The organism is Undibacterium sp. Ji42W (genome assembly GCF_049340405.1).
In the GTDB taxonomy this organism is placed as follows: Bacteria; Pseudomonadota; Gammaproteobacteria; order Burkholderiales; family Burkholderiaceae_D; genus Undibacterium.
The window spans coordinates 109440-129800 of record NZ_JBMPOV010000012.1 but is presented as its reverse complement, the minus strand read 5'-3'; the positions used below and the strand labels follow the sequence as shown (position 1 = coordinate 129800).

The window sequence follows — 20361 nt, the reverse complement described above, 5'->3', positions numbered from 1 at the left end:
CCCACTTTACAGCGAAATCACGATCTTGCTGGCTGATACGCCTTTTCTTTGCATGTCCAGACCGGCCTGCACATACTCCAGTCCCTTGCCGATGACATGCGGCGAAGGCGCGGCAACAAAGATGCCCTGCGCGAGCGCTGCTGGCAAAAAATCTCTATAGATAAGGTGGCTGACTTCATTGGCGATCAGCGATGTGCCAAAAATGGCCTTGGTGCGTATACCGCGCAAGCGCGACTTGATCTGCATCGACAGCATGAACGCAACAAGCCTTGGCAACTGAAGCAGGAACTGTAGCTTGAGGTTGGTTCCCTTTGTCATCTTCTGGAAAGACACTGGAAACGTCGCCATCGCCACAAATTTATTGCCCTTGCAGGCATGCACAATATCAAGACAGGCTTCCATCGAACCCATGCCTATCGCCATTGCACCCGCCAGGATTTTGCCATTGCAAGCCTGGATGATATCCGTGACCACGCTGTCGCTGCGATAATCAAAGACCTGGCTGGCACCGAGTTTTCTGAGGTAATCAAAGTTCTTTGCCGAGGCAGTGGCAATCACCTCATAACCAGCAGCAACAGCCAGTTGTATGGCATTGCAGCCCACGCTGGTTGACCCACCCCAAACCAGCACGGTTTGTCCGGTGGCTTTGGCTTGTTTGGCAGTGGCAGAAGGATGCTGGAGCGCCATCTGATCTTGTTCAAACAGACCGCACGCGGCTGTGGACAAACCGAGCGGCAGAACCGCCGCGCTTTCATACGACATGCTGTCGGGAATGGGGCAGGCCATCTGTTCAAGAACGACTGTGTAATTCTGGAAAGCGCCTTCGGCGGCGCGGTTGCGCTTGGGATCAGACCCCACGGCATGCGCCAGCACCCGCTGCCCCACCTTGAAACGGCTGACATTCTTGCCCACTTCCACTACCTCGCCCGCCAGGTCAGACCCCAGGATAAACGGATATCTGATCCATGAAAACACCAGTTCACCCGCATTTTGCAATATCCAGTCCAGCGGATTGATGGCGATGGCATGGTTTTTCACCACAATCTCGTTGTCGCCGGGCGGGGTGTAACTGGCTGGCTGTACCGCCAGATCAGCGCGTTTCGATAATATCCATGCCGCAGTATTGGTTGTCATTCATGCCCCCTGAAATAAATACTGATCGCCCATCACGGGCAAGAAAGGCCAGATGATAGGCGCTTGTGCAAGGAGCATCCATGCTCTATAGTCCGGCTTATCTTTGCTATCGTCCGGGAATGTGATGGACCCACTTTCAGATGTCTTATCCCTGCTCAAGCCGCGCAGCTATATGTTTCGCGGCCTGGACGCGGGTGGACAATGGTCATTGTATTTCAAGGCCATGCAAGGCATACGCTGCTATGCTCTGCTTGAGGGCGAATTCTGGCTCAGCGTGGAAGGCTATCCTGAACCTATCCATTTGAAAGAAGGCGATTGCGTACTGCTGCCTGGCGGGCAACCCGCCAGCCTGGGCAGCGACCCGGCTTTGCCCGCGGTTGATGCCAGCAAGGTATTCCCCACCGCAAAAGAAGGTGGCATCGTCACCTACAACGGCGGGGGCGATTGTTATGGGCTGGGCGGCTATTTCGAATTTGCCGGAAGACATGCCAGCGTGCTGCTGAGCATCTTGCCGGCGGTCGTACATATTCGTAAAGAATCCGATAAAAAAGCCTTGCGTGGTTCACTGGAACAAATCATGCAAGAGCTGCGCGAGCCCCAGCCTGGCGGTTCATTGATCGCCCGGCACCTGGCCCATCTCATGCTCATCCAGGCGCTCCGGCTGTTTCTGGTGAATGGTGCAGAAGGGGCTGCAGGGACAGAAGCAGCCAGTGGCGTAGGCTGGATTTATGCACTAAGCGACAAACAGCTCAGTGCCGCCATCCATGCCATGCATGAAGACCCGGCCCACAAATGGACCTTGCAAAGCCTGGCAGAACGCTCTTGTATGTCGAGATCAACCTTCGCTTTGAAATTCAAAACACTGGTAGGCGAATCGCCGATGGATTACCTGACCCGCTGGCGCATGCTGCTGGCGGGGGACCGGCTGATGACTACCAGCGACTCCATCGCCGTCATCGCCCCTTCACTGGGCTACGAATCTGAAAGCGCATTCAGCACAGCCTTCAAACGTGTCATGCAATGCTCACCACGGGAATACAGCATGAGTCAAACGGAGCTCAGTAGATCTTCGGGTCTCTGCTAAATTTTCTTAAACTATTCGGACTGACAGAAAACCGCCCCAGCTACGTTGTAGCTCGCCTTCTAGGAGCCGCGTACTAAAGTACTGTCTTTGTCGCTTAAGGCATAACCGCAAAGAACAGTCCACGCAAGGGACGCAGTGGTTTTTCTATTGATGTTTCATCTACTTTATTCAAGCTTTATAGCAAGTCTCCCGCGATAAGCACCTGTCCGGCACGGCATATCAATATCAATATCATGATTTTCTCTTCACGCTGTTTTCGTCAGGCTTTCATTGCGGCAAACACGGTTACGCCCAGTTCTTTTTGCAACATATAGTGCCATATCGGCAGCCTCGATCAAAGCAACCGGTTTGTTTAATTCTCTCAACGGGATAATCGCCTCCACACCAGCGCTGACCGTTACAACGCCCGTCGCATTGGCGGCGTGGGGCATAGCGAGCTTTTGAATTGCAAGACGAATATTTTCTGCAATCAGCAGAGCACCCTCGACGTCAGTCGCTGGCAGGATCACTGCGAATTCCTCACCACCATAACGGGCGATAAGATCACCTGCCCGACGCTGGCAGGATTTGGCGGCCTGGCTTATTTCTTTGAGACATTCATCTCCTGCTACGTGGCCATAAATATCGTTATACCTCTTGAAGTGGTCAACATCGAACATAATCAACGCCAGGGAACTCGAATTCCGGATTGCGCGATTAAACTCTTCTTCCAGGATGATGTCGAAATTGCGCCGGTTGGCCAATTCAGTTAATGCATCCTGCAGTGAAAGCCGTTCAAGAGCCAGGTTCAGGCGCTGCATGGCATCTTTTGCAGCAGCGCTTTCTGCTTCTGCATCAACACGCAGCTTGATTTGCCCTACAAGATAAAATCCGACTGAACTCAAAACCAGCACAAGTATCCCCACCCCAGTTGAATGCAAATAAGTATCCGCCAGCCATTCTGCAAGAATTTCTTGTTCTGATAGGGCTGCAGAAGCAAACAAGGGATATTTATCCAGGTGACGGAAACTGTTCAATCGTTTTACGCCATCCTGCGCAGAATTTACGGTGAATATCCCAAGCGCTTTAGAGCGGCTCTCTTTAAAAACGGTGGTATTCACCATGCTCTTGCCGACGGAGTCGGCCAACAAAGGCCGACGCGTCACCAAGACAGCACGTTCCATGACTAAAACGATTGCCCCATTTTTTCCGAGATTGAAGCTGTCGTAAAATTTATTGAAATAATCAATATCGATGGACGCCAGTGCGACACCTGCAAAGCTGCCATCTGCATGATTGATACGGCGAGACACTGTCATGACCCATGCGCCGCTGGAACGACTTTGTATAGGCAATCCTATATATGGCTTGTCTTCCTGATGGGTGCGGTGATAAATAAAATAGTCGCGGTCCGCATTGTTGACGTTCTCAGGCATAGCTGGCAATGAATTCACTAGCCATCGCCCGTTTTCGTCATAAACAAACAAGCCTTTGAGCTGTGCTAGTTGTGAAGTTCTGCGCACGAGCAATTTGTGCAGGCGCTCCAACGCAGGTGCAGAGGTGCCATCCGCCTGAATACGCTCAACAATGCCTAGCAGGGCAGTATCGGCCGCCTTGATCGTATCGTCGGCATGTTGCGCTATCGCGCGCGCCATATTGGCTGTGGAAACCTCAGCTTCTTGCAACTGATTTTTCCTGGCTGTCCAGCTTCGCCATCCGTCCATGAAGATAAGCGACAGGCAAACCAGCATGACGAACCCCAACACTAATCCAGTAAGTGAAGCTTTCTTCACCCTTATTCCGATGATCTTGGTGGATTGTGAGGGATCAATCATGCATATCCAGGAGAAACATCCGTACTACGCTCATTTTTAACTCGCCAAACAGTCAGCCTTGCTTTTTTATTCTAGCTTCATGAATATACCAGAGCTGGAAAATACAATTGTTGATAACCGTCATATATTCACGAAGGCAAGATGCACATACGTGCGCTTGATCTTAAATAGATCACAATAGCTCACTACTGCAAATAAGAACGATTCAACTTTTTTCTTGATGCCCTATCCACATCGACAACGGGCATGATCAACGCCGGCATGGTTACCCAGCGTGCCCCAGTTTCTGGAGATCGTCGTCGGCATTCAAGCTAAAGGTATGTCATTCCCTTGGCATGGCGAACTGCCATCAAGGCAGTTGACCACGTATTTGCCAGCGTTGATCTTGATTAGTACAAGCTGGATCAAACTGGCATGGTCAGATCAGCAAGCAAATGTCTGAAGACATTACAACGTGCTGCCCGACCTCCAGCGCAAGCAACAGAAAAATCGACATTGTCATTTCACGCTGCGCTTTTCGTCTGACTATCTACTATCCACTATCCAGTTTCCAGTTTCCAGTTTCCAGTTTCCATCAATCCTGTGGTTACCAATTGTAGATTTTGGTAACAAAAAATCATTACGATTGTGAATGAATGCTAAATCTGCCAGCATTTGCTTTTGTTGTTGACCATGACAACGCCCAACCTGTTTTGCCAGGAAGCGCTCTTTCAAAAGGTACAGTGATGTATAAAATTCGCAAGTCGGGATGGATGTCATGGATGCTGCAAGCCAGCGTGGTCGCCCTGCTCAGTGCATGTGGGGGCAGTAACAATGGTGCGGTGTCAACTGCGCCGCAAACACAGACATCGAACCCGCCACCGGCGCCTGCTGACGGTTCTTTCCCGCAGAATGTATTGGCACCGACGACAAAGACAGCTTCGACACTATTGAGCGCGCATTCTGCGAAGGGACTCGCATCCAGTAGCCCCGCACCGCAAATCTTGTTTACCGATACCTTGAGCGCACCGACCACTGGCGGGGAAAACAACCAGGGTGGCTACCTTTCCATCTTCGGGAAGAACTTTGGTTCTGCCAGCGACCTTGGCACCAATACCAGGGTGTATATCAACGATAAGGAAGTCGCCAACTACCGCTATCTGGGCAATGCAAAATCAAGCGCAAAAACTGGATTGCAGCAGATCACGGTACAGGTAGGCGCGCTTGAGGGCGCGCCCACAGGTAGCGCACTGCCTGTCAAGGTCGTGTATAACGGCGCATCTTCAAATACCGACAATAACTTTACCCCTACTTCTGGCCGGGTACTTTTCGTGTCGCTCTCTGGTTCTGACACCAGCGCTGTCGCTAATAATATTGCCAGGCCATGGCGCTCACTGCAAAACATGAGTACGCTCAAAGGTGCCTACTTTGCCATGCAGACTGGCGACCAGGTTGTCATACGCGGCGGTAGCTGGCATGACACTAACGGCCAGGACAAAACATGGATGCGTTTTGGTGGCGGCATCTATGCCAGAAACGGCAGCCCTGCTGCATGGATACATATCACCGCCTACCCAGGTCCAGTCAATGGTAACGCGATAGAAGATGTGCATTACACGACACCAGCCGGAGCATCAGGTGGAATTGCAGGACCCTGGTCAGCTATTGCAGGTTCTACCGGTGAATACATCTCGGTATCGAACCTGAGGATGGATGTGGCAGGCGGTGCCAGCCGTGATGCTGCGCCGGTCAACTTCCAATACACGGCTGGCCCATGGCGGGTGGTCAACAATGAACTGGGTCCCTGGATCGCCGGTAATTCTGCCACGCTCAATGCAGCAGGCGTATCTGGCCATGGCAAGGGCAACCAGGTTCTCGGCAATAACATCCACGACATCGCCGGCACATCTGAACTGCAAAACCATGGCATCTATGCGGACACCACGGCACAGGACTGGGAAGTTGCCTATAACTGGATACACAATATCACCGGCGGTTCAGCCGTACAGTTCAATGACAATGAGGGTGGAGCAGGCTCTTACACTTTGCCACACGGCGGCATCTGGCAAGGTTTTACCGGCATACGCATACACCACAACTGGCTGGAAAACGCCGCAAAATACGGTATCAATTTCAATGACCAGGGCAGCACACACAAGGGCATTTATGAAGCCCAGAGCTGGAACAATGTCATTACCGGCACCAAGCTCTACCCGATACGTATTAACTCAACAGCCACGATACAAAACATGTGGTTTGCCTACAATACGGTATACAACGCCATGACCGGGGCATCAGGAAACAAAGCCTACATCATGGACGAAGGCTTTGGCAGCGGCGCGGGCATACGCAACAAGTTCTACAATAATATTTTTGCCTTTGGCCCCGACACCCAGCCTGGCACAACCTGGCTGATTGACTACAGTACGCCATCAACAACCACCAGCTACGACTTCAAACAGAATCTGTACTTCAGCAATGGTCAGACTGCGCCAACGCCGGGCACACTGGGCGACAACCTGGCCATCTCCGGTAACCCGCAGTTCAAGAATGCAGCGTCGTCCAACTACACATTGCTGGCGACCAGCCCGGCCGTGGATGCAGCTACCCAGCCCGGTATTTTTGCCGTCAATGATGACGTCAGCAATACTGCACGTCCGCAAGGCAACAGCAAGGACATTGGCGCTTTTGAACTCAGCGGTGCTGTCGTACCTATTCCTACACCTGTGAATGGCATGTGCGGCACGGCCAACGGGCAGTCGTTCAGCGCTGCCCCAAGCAGCCAACTTTGTTCCGCAGGTATTGCATCACTGGTTTCAACGACCAGTAGTGGCTGGGCATGGAGCTGTTCAGGCAGCAACGGGGGAACAACGGCAAGTTGCAGCGCTAACCTGGCGAGCAACCCTGATCCGTCCGTCCCACCCAGCGTGCGCCAGCAATACTCTGGCGTGATCACCGCAGGAACGAGTTCGCACCAATTGTCCAGCGCCGTGTCGGCAGGTAACTGGATACTGGTGACAGTGGGTGTCAACAATAATGCGCTCGGTGTATCTGGCACATTGTCCGACAATCAGGGCCATGCCGATATCGACTCTTTCACATCAATGGGACGTATCTACGTCGATGGCATGGGAACCGATCTGTATGCGACCAAGGCCACGAGCTCAGGCACGTACAAATTGACGGTAGGCATCCCCAACCAGGGCAGCATACATGTGCTTGAAATCCAGAATGCCGATGCCTTGAATTTAATGGATGTACCTCTGGCAACCAGCTCAGGCCCGCGCTTCGCATCTACGGCTTTGTCATCACAAACACAAGTCAGCACCAAGGCAAATGATCTGGTTCTTGCGCTGATTGATCTGGGCATAGGCAACGCCATTCCGTTCAGCCCAAGCGGCCCATGGCAACTGGTGAGCCCGGAGGCAGGTACCTATGTTACTTCGCGCATCTATGAACAACGCCCGACTGCTACCGGCACATTTGGCATTGCAGGTACGGTAGGTGGCAGCGGTGCGGGTTATCCTGGCTGGGAAGCAGCGGTCATCGTGATCAAGGGACGTTAAGATTCCGTTGATGAAGTCTTGCCAGTATCTCTACAGCATAGCATCACCAACGCGCACAAGGCTCTTGCTTTGTGCGCTTGCTCCCCTGGCCCCGTCCAGCGTCCGTATTTACTGAACGATGACAGTCCATAGATCCTGCCAATTCGGGTTATGTTTTTCTATCAAAGCCAGCTTCCATGCGCGGTTCCATTTCTTCAGTTGTTTTTCCCGGGTGATCGCACTGAGCATGTCTTCAAATAATTCGTAATACACCAGGATATGGACGCCATATTTTTCGGTGAAACCCTCAACAATGTCGTTTTGATGCTGCCAGACGCGCTGCACCAGATTGCTGGTGACACCTATGTACAAAGTTCCATTGCGCTGACTGGCAAGGATGTAGATGGCGGCTTGCATGATGAGTGAAATGATAATCGGGTTGGAAATCGGGTTGGAAATCGGGTTGGAAATCGGGTTGGAAATCGGGTTGAAAATCGGGTCAGAAATACGCATTGCTAGATGATAGGTTAATCGTCTAAAACCTTTGTTTGTTCATCAACCACTGGATTCCCGCCTGCGCGGGAATGACGGATTTTTACGGTCGTACTCTGCACAAAAATCACCGTACCTGCCACATCGTCATACCCGCGCAGGCGGGTATCCAGAAATCGTCGCTAACGTAAATCAATCCTTATCATCCGTATGATGAATCACTTATAAGCAAGTTGATTTATCTTCAAAAAACTCTGTTTGTTCATCAACCTTTTGATACCCGCTTGCGCGGGAATGACAAATATTTCTTGCTGTACTCTGCAGGAATATCACCGCAGACAGAAAAATCGCCTACGCCCGGGACACTGTACCATCCCCAAATTCCTCAACAGCCGGGTCCAGGTTTTCTGGTGCATGAAGTATAGCCGGCCCTCTGGAGCAAGCCTGACGTGTCAGGTATTCCGTCAAACCTTCCGCTTGCACGGCGGGTGGGATTATTGCCTGCATTTCGGCAAGTAACTCTTCTGTTGCCTTGACTATCCATTCCACGCTGCGATATTTTGGTGAGACGATTTGTATATTTTGTGAATCAGTCTGATCAAAGAAGCCGTGCTGCAATTTATGTCTCACATATGATAGCGCGGTGATGCCGGGTATCGTGCGCTGTTCCAGATAAGCCTGTTTTCCTTCTTCATCATAGCGGACGACGATGTCCGGGAATTCATAGCCCTCATCTTCCAGCAGCGCTTCGCTGACGATCGCTGGCAATAGTGGCCTGGCATCTTCATGCCCGACTTCAAACAGCAGAATTTTCTTGAGCTTTTTCATTTCCTTTTGCTCTTCCGTGTCCGTCTTTTGAATGGCAATCGTCGGGAAGTACTCACGGATAAAGGCATTGGATTTACTGATCAATTCATCCCTGCCGACTTCAGGTTTATGTTTGAAAAACCTGTCATCCATATCCATCATTTTCCAGGCATGATTGAGGTCATGAATCAGGAATTCGAGCGGAGATTGCCAGAACTCGTCAACATACACAGGCTCGGTTGATACGCCGATAAAATACACCGGTGTACCGCGTATTTTCATGAGATCAGTCGCAGAGATATTATCGAAGCTGGGGATGATGATGACCTCTGGCAAGCGCCGCATGAGTTCTTCATAGCGGTACCAATATTTCTTTTGGAAATGCGTACTCAAATTCTTTTCAGTGCGACAAGCCACATCAAAAAATCCTACTGCTTCAAACAGAATGCGCAAAGTCGGCTCATACGGACACATCGCGCCATTCTGTATCGTGACGTGGTGCAGCTTGTGCAGCATTTGATCGCGCATGAAAGCCAGCGCTGCATCGTTGCGGCATTTTTCTTCCATTGCCGGGAGTGTCATCTGGCTGCGAAAATATTCGACCACGGGCAACAATTCAAGCACAGGTGTATTCAGGTTATTGTGGTTATGTTCAAAGAGCTGGCGCAATTCACGGTATAAATCTACCGGGTTCTTCACCCATTCGCGTATCCACTCATGATGTGAAACACCCTGCGTCCTGCTGAAATTTTTCGCGACCAGCGCTGCAGCTATCTGCTTGTGGTGGCCAAAAGCAAACGAGCCTTCTTTCGCATACGGCGTTGTCATCACGCTCTCAGGCAACCACCTACCGTGTACGCCTTTGGTATCGGCAATTTCGACGAGCAAGCCCAGCGTATCGACAATATGGCGCGGGTCAGAGGGAACGGCAATTTCTCTTAGATGGTCGCGGTAACTGTGCGTCACCGTTCTGTCCATGTAGATACGGGCTTCATTGATGGTTGCACTCCTCACTTCATCACGGACAAAATAGTATTTGCGCCCATCTTCTTCTGCAATACCGTATTCTGGTGCCAGGGATGCAAACACCTTGCTGCCTGAGACCCGCAATGCAGCGAAAATATTGGCGGGAATGCCGCTCGCATTTTGCTCATCTTCATCCTGCAACAGCCCACCAGGCAAGGCGATACCTTCTGGAAAAATGGACCGGTCCAGAACCAGGAATTCGCGGCCATGTTGTCCTTCCCGCATGACCAGCACATCTACCGTCTTGCGCACCATGATGCCCTGATCGATGCGCTGCCTTGCCCCGGTTTTAAGCTGTTGATCCGACACCAGGGCCTGCACCGCTGCTGATTGGGGGTCCAGATCCAGGTATTTGCCTATACACTCTTGCATGTAGTTCTTGCGGGCCGGGTCACGCAGGCGATGGAACCAGTAAATCATGTACAACAGCGATTCGGCATACAGGCTGGCCGGAAAGCTGTGCGTATTGAGATGCACGGCGTGCTTGTCAAGCAGGTCGATAACGGTATCCGCGACCTTGTCTGCCTGCACATCCGGGAGCGGGGTGGAAGTTTGCGCGCTCACTTCTGGAATAGGCGCAGATGTATTCGATGTCATATTGTTTTCCCTAACAAGTTCTCAGATGTGGCGTGTTCGCATGAAACATGTCTGTATTGACCTCTAGCACTAGCAGAATTGATGCATGTTCTCATATTGCCATTAAATCACAATGGAAACCGACTATCATACTGCTTGAACTATGCGGCAAGGCCAATCCTGCCACATCCGGGATTTGAAAAAATACTAAACACACCAGGAAAACCAGGTATGGTCCACTGCGCTGGGAAATGCTATATAAAATCAAGCAGCCTTATCCTCAGCATATTCATGCTGGTGTTCACAACGACATGCTGGGCAGAATCACTCACTCTCGCCGGTAAAATAGGTACCTCGCCTGTTGTTATGCAACTGGAGTTGAATAAGGGAGATGTACAGGGCCGTTATTTCTATCGCAGGCATCATCTGGATCTGGCTCTTGAAGGTCAGTTGCGTGACGACGGTAGCCTGGCCTTGACAGAAGTCTCTGCACACTCATCGACAGCGAATGCTGAAATGGTAGTGCGACCAGGCCCCAATGGCACATGGCAGGGGAGCTGGAAAGCCCATGCGCGCCCTGCTACCCTGCGTGTGCAGTTGTCGCCGTTAAAGACAGTTACCAGCTCTGTAACCGGGCCAAATGCCTACGAACATGAACGGCTGCAAGGCCTGCCGCTGCTTCGTGACAATGCTGAAACGGTCGCGGATAAAAAATTGCAATGGTGGGTAGAGCCCGTGTCTGGAGTCAGGGCGTTTCGTTTTGACAGTGGCTATGACGCTACCGTACTGGCAAGTCTTAATGCACGGCTATCACAAGAGCAAACGACCGCCATTACCGCTTTTTTCGCTTGCCAGTTCGATTATTCGCGCCGTTACGGCCCCGCACAAATTGCTGATTTCAGCTTCAGTGCCGAGCCACGTTTATTAACGACGACGCTAATCAGCGTACGCTTTAGTACAGTAAGCACTTGCAACAGCGGCGGATTATCTATCCATGGATCAAGCATGAATGTCCAGATTCCTGGCATGCATGAACTTGGGCTTTCACAACTGATTTGGGGTGGGGATAAACCAGTCGTAGCGGACGAGTCTGCACTTTCCAGCTGGATCACAAATGCCATGCAAAATCTCCACGGCAACGACATGGCCGATCTCAAAGAACGATGTGCAGCCAAGGATCAAGATATCTGGCGCCAGCCTGCATGGTCAATGACAGCGGCAGGAGTCATGCTGGAGCCTGCCTTTTCACACAACAAGCAAGGGCCATGCGGTGGAGAATGGCTTTTGCCATGGACCATGTTCAAGCTTAAGCCAGGGCGTTGAAGTGTGACGGTGGCTAGCCCCGCAAAGTCAGCGTTGGAAACTAGCTGAGACATCAGGTATGCGCTGGCGTACAATGGAAAAAGCCCTGTTCTGAGCCTGGCTGTGGCGACAATCAGGGCGCGCATAAAATACAAAATGGAGACGATACGTGGCTGCTTTCGCATTGAGCATCAAAGGCACACGCTGCTTTATTCTGTGCATGGCGTCGCTGTTATATTTTGCCTGCCCCGCCAATGCGCAAACCCTGATCAGGACTGCTGCGCAAGAGGCATCTGCCCCCAAGTTCATCCCTGTAATACAAGATGGCAAACCCGCCGTTGGCGGCATATGTGTCGATATCATGCGGGCCATAGAAGCGGTGGAACCCGGTATTAAATTTGTCGGCGACCAAAACTGGTTGCCACTGGTCAGGATGCTGGGCGGGCCTGTCGATGCGATTTGCGGGATACTATATACCAAAGAACGTGCCTTGCTCTACGACTATGTTGATACGCCCATTATTTCAGTCAATTACCTGCTGGCCGTGCGTGCCGACGACGATATACAAGTGTCAGGCTGGGATGACATACGCAAGCTCGGCAAGGACGGCATTATCCTGTCCATGCACAACTATGCCATCAATGAACGCCTCATGAATCTGGGGGGCTTGCAGGTCGATTCCAGTGCAGTCTCCTCAAAATCCAATTTGAACAAGTTGCTTGCCCGCAGAGGCCGTTTTTATTGTCACCGCTCACCCGGTATCGCTGCAGAAATACGGCAGGCAGGGCTGGAAGGCCAGATCAAACTGCTGCCCAAGGTGATGCTGAAAGACGAGTTGTACATGGCGCTGTCAAAGACCCTGGCAGTGGAAGATGCAAAGAAACTGCGAGCCGCAGTCGCCCTGCTCGAACGCCAGGGTACATTGGCGAAATTATTTGAAAAGTATCAGGAGTGATCTCCTGTCCTATCTTACCTCAATAAGCTGACTTGCCTGAATAAGCTGACTTACTCTGTCCCCATCGCATGCAGGTTTGCATCTGCATGCGACATCTCCTGACGCACGACCATTCCTGCGGATGACAAAAAGCCTAATACCACTGTCGCAAATCACCATAGCTGGTCTGATCATTGCCTGACAAAAGCAGGACATACTGTGTTTACCTGATTCTTATTTCCATTGCATCTTGTTGCCTTCAAGCCAAGTGGTATTTAAGTGGCAAGATAAAAACAAAACCAGTTGACGTCCAAATTCAAGGCCTACATGCTTGAATCCTGAGCGCTTGTCTGCAGCAAGGGCAAGCGTATCAAGAATGTATCTGGGGGAATAAACACATTTTCAGAATTCACAACATCACGGGGGAGACGACAGTGGAAAATACAACTTTAAGAAACCTGATTCAAAACATGCTGGTGTGTGCAACGAGCGGTAGTTTGCTGGTTGCATGCGGTGGTGGCAGTGGTAACACAGCGGGCAATGGGCAGGCAAACACACCGCCACAGGCCGCGCCAGCATTGGCTTCAACAGCGTGCTATGCGGCATGGGATGCAGCAACGGCCTACAACGGCGGTGCCCTGGTCAGCACCGGTGGTAATAATTATGTGGCGAACTGGTGGACGCAAAATGAAAGCCCCGCGACCAATAGCGGTGCCTCTGGAAGTGGCAAACCCTGGACAGGCAAAGGCGCTTGTGATGCCACGCCAACGCCTACCCCTACACCCACTCCAACGCCCACACCGACTCCTACGCCAACGCCAACCCCAACGCCCACGCCGACACCTACTCCGACTCCCACACCAACCCCGACACCAAGCTGTTCTGCCTATGTCGCCGGCACTCAATACGCCGCTGGAAAAGTGGTCAGCAATGCGGGTGGTTTTTATCGTTGCGATGTAGCGGGCTGGTGCTCTACCGGCGCATCTGCTTACGAGCCTGGTGTAGGCTGGGCCTGGACTAGCGCGTGGACATCAGTCACATCAAGTGCCTGCCCTACGCCTACCCCAACTCCGACACCTACGCCTACCCCAACTCCGACACCGACGCCTACCCCAACTCCGACACCGACGCCAACGCCTACCCCCACACCAACTCCAACGCCCACACCGACACCAACGCCCACACCGACGCCAGTCCCAGGCCTGGCCAAGCATGCACTGGTCGGTTACTGGCACAACTTTACCAACCCTAGCGGTAACACTTACCCTATCGCGCAAGTCAGCAATGACTGGGATGTGATCGTCGTTTCGTTTGGTGACAACGCAGGCGGTGGCAATGTGAGCTTTACGCTGGACCCAGGTGCGGGTAGCGAAGTGCAATTTATTGCAGACATCAAGACCAAGCAGGCGCAAGGTAAAAAAGTCGTGCTGTCTTTGGGCGGCCAGAATGGCTCAGTCTCGGTGGGCTCTGATGCTGAAGCCACCAACTTTGCCAACAGCCTGTACGGCATCATCAGCAAATACGGTTTTGATGGCATAGACCTTGATCTTGAAAACGGCGTGGCGCAGGGTGCCGCTATCCAGACGTATCTGCCGGTCGCTGTCAAAAAACTGAAAGCCAAAGTCGGGGCGAATTTCTACCTGTCGATGGCACCGGAATGGGTCTATGTGGAAGGTGGCTTTACTTCTTACGGCTCAATCTGGGGTGCGTATATCCCCATCATCAATGCGCTGCGCGATGAGCTGACTATCCTGCATCCGCAGTATTACAACAATGGAGATATCTACACACCTTACCAGGCTGCACCGCTCAGGGCAGGGTCGGCAGACCAGCTGGTGGGCACGGCAAAAATGCTGATTGAGGGCTTTACCTATGGTGGCAATACTTTTGTTGGCTTGCGCCCTGACCAGGTTGCTTTTGGTGTGCCGTCTGGCCGTAGTTCTGCCAATTCCGGCTTTACCACGTCGACAGATGTCAGCAATGCGCTGAACTGTTTAACCAAGCTGCTGAACTGCGGCACCATCGTCCCCAAACAGGCTTACCCTGGTTTCAGAGGGGTCATGACCTGGTCTATCAACTGGGATAAACATGATGGCTACAACTTCTCTGCACCGACCAAGGCTGCCTTGAAAACTTTGCCTTAAGGTGGAAATGCGTTGAAGTGCCTTGCCTGTCAGATGACAGGCAAGGCATGGATAGCTGATACAAAAAAATGCGCTCCGGCATTCGCCGCAAGCGCAGTTTTCTTATGATGAAAGACTGTTGATCAGAAGTCGTGATTAGCCGGGTAATTACTGAAGAAGTCATTATCCCAGCGAAAATTCGTCGCAGCGATGGTGACAGAAATATCCAGTGATTCTACAAAATGCCACCAGCCCACAGGCAGGAATAATATCTCGCCTGGCTCCAGTATACATTCCAGCACAGGCACGTCCCGCATCAGAGGGAAGCGTGTCAGGTCGATATTGCGGCCATCCACCGGCGTAAAGCAATGGCGTTCATTTTGCAGCCTGGCGAGGTGGCATGGCGCAATGAGCTTGACGCGCTTGCGACCCATGATCTGCATCATGAAATTATTGGTCAGGTCATGATGAAAAGGCGTAATCGTCCCCGCCGGGCCAAACCAGAAAAAGCCCTGCTTGCCCTGGTCTGTCTTCAGATACTCTGGCAATGAAGGCACGTCTTCCCATAGTTCATTGAGTGCTTTGCGGTTGCTGGAATCATTATTCGCGGTCATGTACATATCATTGCTATGACCATTCTTTTCTACCAGATCGACATAGTCACCAAAGCGCATCTGGCGTTTGTGGGCGATGCTGTTCATTTCATAATTAGCGTCGCTATTGCGGCCAAATTGTACCTCCACCTGACGTTCAGAAAAATGCGCACGGAACCAGGCCAGGTTCCAGCGGCTGCGCGCCGGGCAATCGTCGAGCATGCCGGTAATGATGACGGGGCGGTTTTTCTGGTAATAGTCATGCAAAAACTGTTCGCTGGATAAATGCTGTTTGCGCTCCAGCGTCATCGGTTCTATCTGATCGAGTTTGGCGGTGATGGCCAATACCCAGTCACGCTTGTCGAGTCGGTTCTTGAGTCTTTGCACCCCTTGAAAATAAGGGCTGGACAAAGCCGCACTGATTTCCAGCCTGGCGGTATGCAGGCTGAAGGAATTTTGTTGCAAGACATTTTCCAGTGTGGCCGGATGTGCGCCAAGCAGCAGATTTTCTGCAATCCAGCGACGCCATTCATCGCTCATGGGTTGGGCTGATTGCGTTGTTTGCTTTATTTGCGCATGCAAACCGGGTTGTGCATTCATTTGCTTTCCTCTCACTAAAAAACTGCGGATGTGATTTTGGATGTAATTTTATACATCATCACATCCGCAGCCATTTACTTCAAGCCAGGATTAACGCCCTTTCCAGACTTCGCTACCCAGGGTACCGCTGGCATCGCCATCCAGTTCCCAGGTAAATGCGCCACGCAGGTTCTGGTCGCGCACATACTTCATTTTAATGGCAATGACCGCCGGATCATCATAACTCCACCATTCGCCATTATTGGTCAACAGCATCAGTTGCTTGGTCACCGGGTGCAGGGTGCGCGTACCGGTCTTGTTCTTCAAGACCTTATAGTCTTCTATCCCTGCTTCATAGGTGGCTGGTGCAGCTCCTCCAGTCGCCTGATACAGCCCGTTGCCGTTTGGCCCGGCACTGACCCCTTTCCAGCCACGCCCGTAGAATGGGATACCCAGCAAGATTTTATTGCGGGGCATCCCGGCTGTAACCAGCGCCTGGATGGCATCATCACTATTGTACTTGGCAAGCACACCCGTGGATGGATCTGCAGGGTCATGGTACAGCGGTGAATGGAAGTTGGTGGTGTTTTCCCAACCGCCATGGAAGTCATAGGTCATGACATTCACCCAATCCATATACTGGCTGTAAAGCGCAGGCTCGGTCTGGGCGATCTTTTCAGTCCCCGCACCGATTGCTGCTGTCAATGCATAACGCTTGCTGTCGAGAGCCCCTTGCGCATCGAGTTGCGCGCGGAATTCTGCCATCAGCAAAGTGAAGTTATGCTTGTCATTGGCAGCATCAAAAGTATTGTACGGCTGCCCGCCACCACCTGGATATTCCCAGTCGATGTCGATACCATCAAATACGCCTTTCGCTGCACCGGGTCCACCACGCCCGTCCTGTACCGGCAAATCACCTGCGATGAATTGCTTGACGCAAGACTTCGCCAGTTGCTTGCGCAAGGCATCGGTTTTCGCTGCTGCCGAGAAGAACTTCGACCATGTCCAACCACCGAGTGAGATGAAGACTTTCAGGTTAGGATGCGCGGCCTTCAGTAATTTCAGTTGCGCAAAATTACCGGTGAGCTTGGCATCCCAGGGGATGGTTTTGCCATCGACGGTGCGGGCAGGCTGACGCTGGTAATCGGCAAAGGCATCACCACCGGTACCTGCATCTGCTGGTGGAGGATTGTTGTTGCCGGTCTCTGCCTTGGTGACCATATCGCATTCATAGCCACCATTTTTGGCATACACATTGCCGAAGGCATAGTTAATGAAGGTCAGTTGATCAGCGACACTGGTCTGCACGCCATTGACTGGTGTCTGCGTGGTGTGGATATCTGCCACTTCATAGCCACGGCCATACACGCCCCATTGGGCAAAGTAGGAACCAACTTCGCGGCCACCGACTGGCGTTGGCGTTGGCGTTGGCGTTGGCGTTGGCGTTGGCGTTGGCGTTGGCGTTGGCGTTGGGGTTGGGGTCGGTGTTGGCGTCGGCGTGGGCGTTGTACAGGCACTGACAGTCACCGCAGTCCAAGCACTGGTCCAGGCCCAGCCTACACCAGGCTCATAAGCAGAAGCACCGGTAGAACACCAGCCCGCGACATCGCAGCGATAATAGCCCCCGGCATTGCTGACGACACTGCCTGCCAGATAACTGGTTCCTGCCACATAAGGCGCACATCCTGATGTAGGCGTAGGAGTAGGAGTCGGCGTTGGCGTTGGCGTTGGCGTTGGCGTCGGCGTTGGAGTTGGTGTTGGTGTTGGCGTGACCGCACTTACTTCCCATGGTCCCCACTGTTCTGTGCCCGGCACATTCCCCTGCGTCCACCACTTGGCTTTATAGGTAACGCCCTGGTAGGTAACGCAATTACCCTGGGTATAAACCTGGGTGCTACTCCAGACTGCGCAACTGCCAGGCACCTCTGCCGGCGGCATTGCCATGTGCGCGCCGGTCTTGGGTGTATCTGTCAAATTGCTACTTCCTCCACCGCAGGCTGCCAGCATACCGCCGACCAGACTGAGCATGAGGTGATTAATGCGAATTCCAGTTCTATGTCTCATCCTATTCCCCCTGAACTGTTGATAGATAAATGCCCCGGTTTTGTGGGGTCACTTTCGTCGTTCCTGTTCATTTTGAGCAGAAACTGAGGCAACGATGTTGCTTAAATATCAGGCGGTCAAGTGGTTTTTTTTGAAACAAAATCTTGTTACAAAAGATGAGTCCAATTGAGGGGGTTGTGCTTTGGAAAGAATATACTGAGGGGCGTAGCGACAAAATTGGTATCACAACTTAGATACCTTAACAATACCAATAATTACAATTAATCAAAGTGGTATTGTCGCAAAAAACGCAGATCGGACAACACAAAAACCTCCCGGTAACCAGAAAAATTTATAAAGTGGGATAAAGACGCAATGACACCTCACTAAAGAAAGCACACTCCAGCACATGAATGAGCACCTTGTTTTTGCCATGCAGCAAAAAGACACACGCCCTCTTTTCGTCTTGACTATGCTGACAAGTAAAATCTCAGGCCATTGCCAGACTCTTGCTGCGATTCATTTTGCTACTCACTCTGCGACTCAGGGATGCTTAAAAAATTGACTGGCCTGGCACCAAAATCGACTTGCACCGCACCATGTCAGATTGATACGGCAGCTATACTGAGCTTGTTTACTTCACCAGCCGCTGACATGCTTGCAAACTCATTTTTCTCCTTGCTGACGCATACCCTGGCCATTGCAAAGCCCCGGCTACGCATCGTCACAAGGAGCGCAAATTGACTGGTCACGTCGTCAATAAACCGGGCCAGGCTGCCGCAACACGCGAGATACATGTCAGGAAAGAGCTGGGTATTGCCGCCCACGTCATGCAGGGAAACGGGCTGGAGGTAAAACGTCTTCATATACAGCAACCAGCGCTCATCTTCGTTGAGCGAGGCAGCAAATCTGTACGCACTGATCTTGGGATCTGTGTCCAGGCTACAGCCGGGCAAGCCATACTGCTCGGTGGAAATCAAACCCTTGACTTCACAAACCTGCTCGAAGCTGGCAAATCATATGAAGCGCGCTGGCTGGTCTTTGATGCGGAATTACTTGAAGACGCTTATTATCGCTGCCGGGCAGAAGCACTGAAAACCACCAACCAGAATCACGCACCGGTGCGCCTGATTCCAGAATTCCGGGAAAGTTTGCGCAGCGCCTACATGCATGCATGGCACGCTCTGGTTAGCGGCAATGGCATCCCGGACGCAGTGGCGCGCCAGCGCACGCTGGAGGTACTGCACTGGCTGCTGGAAGAAGGGATTGTCCTGCGTAATCCAACGCTCATCGACAATGTAACGCGCAAGGTCAGGGAGGTGATTACCCAGTCTTTGGACTTTGCCTGGACCGCTGAACGCATCGCCAGTCAGCTGGCACTGTCAGAAGCAACACTCAGACGCCGCCTGGCAGCAGAGGGCAATACCCTGACAGATTTGCTGGTAGATACACGAATGGCAACCGCACTCACCCTGTTGCAGGCAACAACACAGCCAGTGTCTGCAATAGCACTATCGGTTGGCTACGAGTCATCGTCCCGCTTTGCCATCAGGTTCAGGCAACGCTTCGGCTTCGCGCCGACCAGTGTGCGTGGCCATCATCGGGCAGGCTGAGTTTTCAACTCTGATTTTTAACTCTGATTTTCAACTGTAATAACGTCTCTAAAAAGATCATGATCACAATCCATCACCTCGGTCACTCACAATCTGAACGTATTATCTGGCTCTGCGAAGAACTGGGTCTCCCGTATGAACTGGTGCATTACAAGCGCGATGCTGTCACCAGGCTATCGCCACCTGAATTAAAAGCCCTGCATCCTCTGGGCGCGGCACCCCTGATTGAGGATCAGGGTCTGCTGCTGGCTGAATCAGCAGCCATCGTCGAATACATTATCACGAGGCATGGCAATGACCGCCTCAAGCCAGGCCCTGACCACACAGACTATACGGATTTTCTTTACTGGTTCCATTTTTCCAATGGCAATCTTCAGCCAGTGATGCTGCGCCTCATGACTGTGCGTAGCGCAAAACTGCCCATCGATCATCCCATGCTGGCATCGGCACAAGACAGGCTGGACAAGGTCTTGCATCATATGGACACACGCTTGGGCAATGTTCCCTACCTTGCGGGGCAGGAGTTAAGCGCTGCCGATATCATGAGCATATTCTCTCTGACGACCATGCGCCTTTTCCTGCCTGTTGATTTCGGCCCTTATCCCCATATCCGTGCTTATTTGCAACGCATAGGAGAGCGTCCGGCATATCGCAGCGCCATCTCAAAGGGTGACCCGGACCTGACGCCATTGCTGACATGATCCGGCATGTTTGCAG

The 20361-nt window shown here is 52.0% G+C and carries 13 protein-coding genes; 7 read left to right on the top strand and 6 right to left on the bottom strand.

The window, feature by feature from the left end; all coding sequences use genetic code 11:
* Positions 1-6 precede the first annotated feature (6 nt).
* On the bottom strand, positions 7-1134 hold the full coding sequence (locus ACO0LG_RS24000) for a zinc-binding alcohol dehydrogenase family protein (protein WP_423030179.1): 1128 nt from the start codon (positions 1132-1134) through the stop codon (positions 7-9).
* A 124-nt stretch (positions 1135-1258) separates the two neighbouring features.
* Between ACO0LG_RS24000 and ACO0LG_RS23995 the strand changes: the two genes are divergently transcribed.
* Positions 1259-2218 carry an AraC family transcriptional regulator gene (locus tag ACO0LG_RS23995; protein WP_423030177.1) on the top strand — a complete coding sequence of 320 codons (960 nt, stop codon included), beginning with the start codon at positions 1259-1261 and terminating at the stop codon, positions 2216-2218.
* A 245-nt stretch (positions 2219-2463) separates the two neighbouring features.
* Here the strand turns inward: ACO0LG_RS23995 and ACO0LG_RS23990 are convergent, their stop codons facing one another.
* Positions 2464-4032 carry a sensor domain-containing diguanylate cyclase gene (locus ACO0LG_RS23990; RefSeq protein ID WP_423030175.1) on the bottom strand — a complete coding sequence of 523 codons (1569 nt, stop codon included), beginning with the start codon at positions 4030-4032 and terminating at the stop codon, positions 2464-2466.
* 725 nt (positions 4033-4757) lie between these two features.
* Between ACO0LG_RS23990 and ACO0LG_RS23985 the strand changes: the two genes are divergently transcribed.
* Complete coding sequence (locus ACO0LG_RS23985) at positions 4758-7577, top strand: choice-of-anchor Q domain-containing protein (protein WP_423030173.1); 2820 nt, start codon at positions 4758-4760, stop codon at positions 7575-7577.
* Between the two features lie 108 nt (positions 7578-7685).
* Here ACO0LG_RS23985 and ACO0LG_RS23980 read toward each other — a convergent pair whose 3' ends face one another.
* Both ACO0LG_RS23980 and ACO0LG_RS23975 read right to left on the bottom strand, forming a co-directional pair.
* On the bottom strand, positions 7686-8069 hold the full coding sequence (locus ACO0LG_RS23980; RefSeq protein ID WP_423030171.1) for a GIY-YIG nuclease family protein: 384 nt from the start codon (positions 8067-8069) through the stop codon (positions 7686-7688).
* A gap of 330 nt (positions 8070-8399) precedes the next feature.
* Entirely contained in the window at positions 8400-10478 is a 2079-nt protein-coding gene (locus ACO0LG_RS23975) for a hypothetical protein (protein ID WP_423030170.1), read from the bottom strand.
* A 270-nt stretch (positions 10479-10748) separates the two neighbouring features.
* On the opposite strand from ACO0LG_RS23975, the gene ACO0LG_RS23970 reads away from it, so the two are divergent.
* The 3 genes from ACO0LG_RS23970 (at position 10749) to ACO0LG_RS23960 (ending at position 14837) form a co-directional block, all read left to right on the top strand.
* On the top strand, positions 10749-11780 hold the full coding sequence (locus tag ACO0LG_RS23970; protein WP_423030168.1) for a hypothetical protein: 1032 nt from the start codon (positions 10749-10751) through the stop codon (positions 11778-11780).
* Between the two features lie 148 nt (positions 11781-11928).
* On the top strand, positions 11929-12714 hold the full coding sequence (locus ACO0LG_RS23965; RefSeq protein WP_423030166.1) for a substrate-binding periplasmic protein: 786 nt from the start codon (positions 11929-11931) through the stop codon (positions 12712-12714).
* 413 nt (positions 12715-13127) lie between these two features.
* Positions 13128-14837, top strand: a complete 1710-nt coding sequence (locus tag ACO0LG_RS23960) for a chitinase (protein WP_423030164.1) — start codon at positions 13128-13130, stop codon at positions 14835-14837.
* Positions 14838-14959: 122 nt separating this feature from the next.
* On the opposite strand, the gene ACO0LG_RS23955 is transcribed toward ACO0LG_RS23960, so the two are convergent.
* Together ACO0LG_RS23955 and ACO0LG_RS23950 are read right to left on the bottom strand one after the other, a co-directional pair.
* Positions 14960-16009, bottom strand: coding sequence for a cupin-like domain-containing protein (locus tag ACO0LG_RS23955; protein ID WP_423030162.1), 1050 nt, complete (start codon positions 16007-16009; stop codon positions 14960-14962).
* A 90-nt stretch (positions 16010-16099) separates the two neighbouring features.
* Positions 16100-18052 carry a glycosyl hydrolase family 18 protein gene (locus tag ACO0LG_RS23950; protein ID WP_423030160.1) on the bottom strand — a complete coding sequence of 651 codons (1953 nt, stop codon included), beginning with the start codon at positions 18050-18052 and terminating at the stop codon, positions 16100-16102.
* Between the two features lie 719 nt (positions 18053-18771).
* Between ACO0LG_RS23950 and ACO0LG_RS23945 the strand changes: the two genes are divergently transcribed.
* Both ACO0LG_RS23945 and ACO0LG_RS23940 read left to right on the top strand, forming a co-directional pair.
* Positions 18772-19644 carry a helix-turn-helix transcriptional regulator gene (locus ACO0LG_RS23945; RefSeq protein ID WP_423030158.1) on the top strand — a complete coding sequence of 291 codons (873 nt, stop codon included), beginning with the start codon at positions 18772-18774 and terminating at the stop codon, positions 19642-19644.
* A gap of 59 nt (positions 19645-19703) precedes the next feature.
* Positions 19704-20345 (top strand): glutathione S-transferase family protein, encoded by a 642-nt coding sequence (locus ACO0LG_RS23940; protein WP_423030156.1) that lies wholly within the window; start codon positions 19704-19706, stop codon positions 20343-20345.
* The last annotated feature ends 16 nt before the right edge of the window (positions 20346-20361 follow it).

What these genes read in the sequence shown, in the direction of transcription:
- ACO0LG_RS23970 (WP_423030168.1), top strand. Translation starts at nt 10,749, where the DNA reads ATGCTGGTGTTCACAACGACATGCTGGGCAGAATCACTCACTCTCGCC.
- ACO0LG_RS23975 (WP_423030170.1), bottom strand. Translation starts at nt 10,478, where the DNA reads ATGACATCGAATACATCTGCGCCTATTCCAGAAGTGAGCGCGCAAACT.
- ACO0LG_RS23985 (WP_423030173.1), top strand. Translation starts at nt 4,758, where the DNA reads ATGTATAAAATTCGCAAGTCGGGATGGATGTCATGGATGCTGCAAGCC.
- ACO0LG_RS23990 (WP_423030175.1), bottom strand. Translation starts at nt 4,032, where the DNA reads ATGATTGATCCCTCACAATCCACCAAGATCATCGGAATAAGGGTGAAG.
- ACO0LG_RS23995 (WP_423030177.1), top strand. Translation starts at nt 1,259, where the DNA reads ATGGACCCACTTTCAGATGTCTTATCCCTGCTCAAGCCGCGCAGCTAT.
- ACO0LG_RS23940 (WP_423030156.1), top strand. Translation starts at nt 19,704, where the DNA reads ATGATCACAATCCATCACCTCGGTCACTCACAATCTGAACGTATTATC.
- ACO0LG_RS23955 (WP_423030162.1), bottom strand. Translation starts at nt 16,009, where the DNA reads ATGAATGCACAACCCGGTTTGCATGCGCAAATAAAGCAAACAACGCAA.
- ACO0LG_RS23950 (WP_423030160.1), bottom strand. Translation starts at nt 18,052, where the DNA reads ATGAGACATAGAACTGGAATTCGCATTAATCACCTCATGCTCAGTCTG.
- ACO0LG_RS24000 (WP_423030179.1), bottom strand. Translation starts at nt 1,134, where the DNA reads ATGACAACCAATACTGCGGCATGGATATTATCGAAACGCGCTGATCTG.
- ACO0LG_RS23980 (WP_423030171.1), bottom strand. Translation starts at nt 8,069, where the DNA reads ATGCGTATTTCTGACCCGATTTTCAACCCGATTTCCAACCCGATTTCC.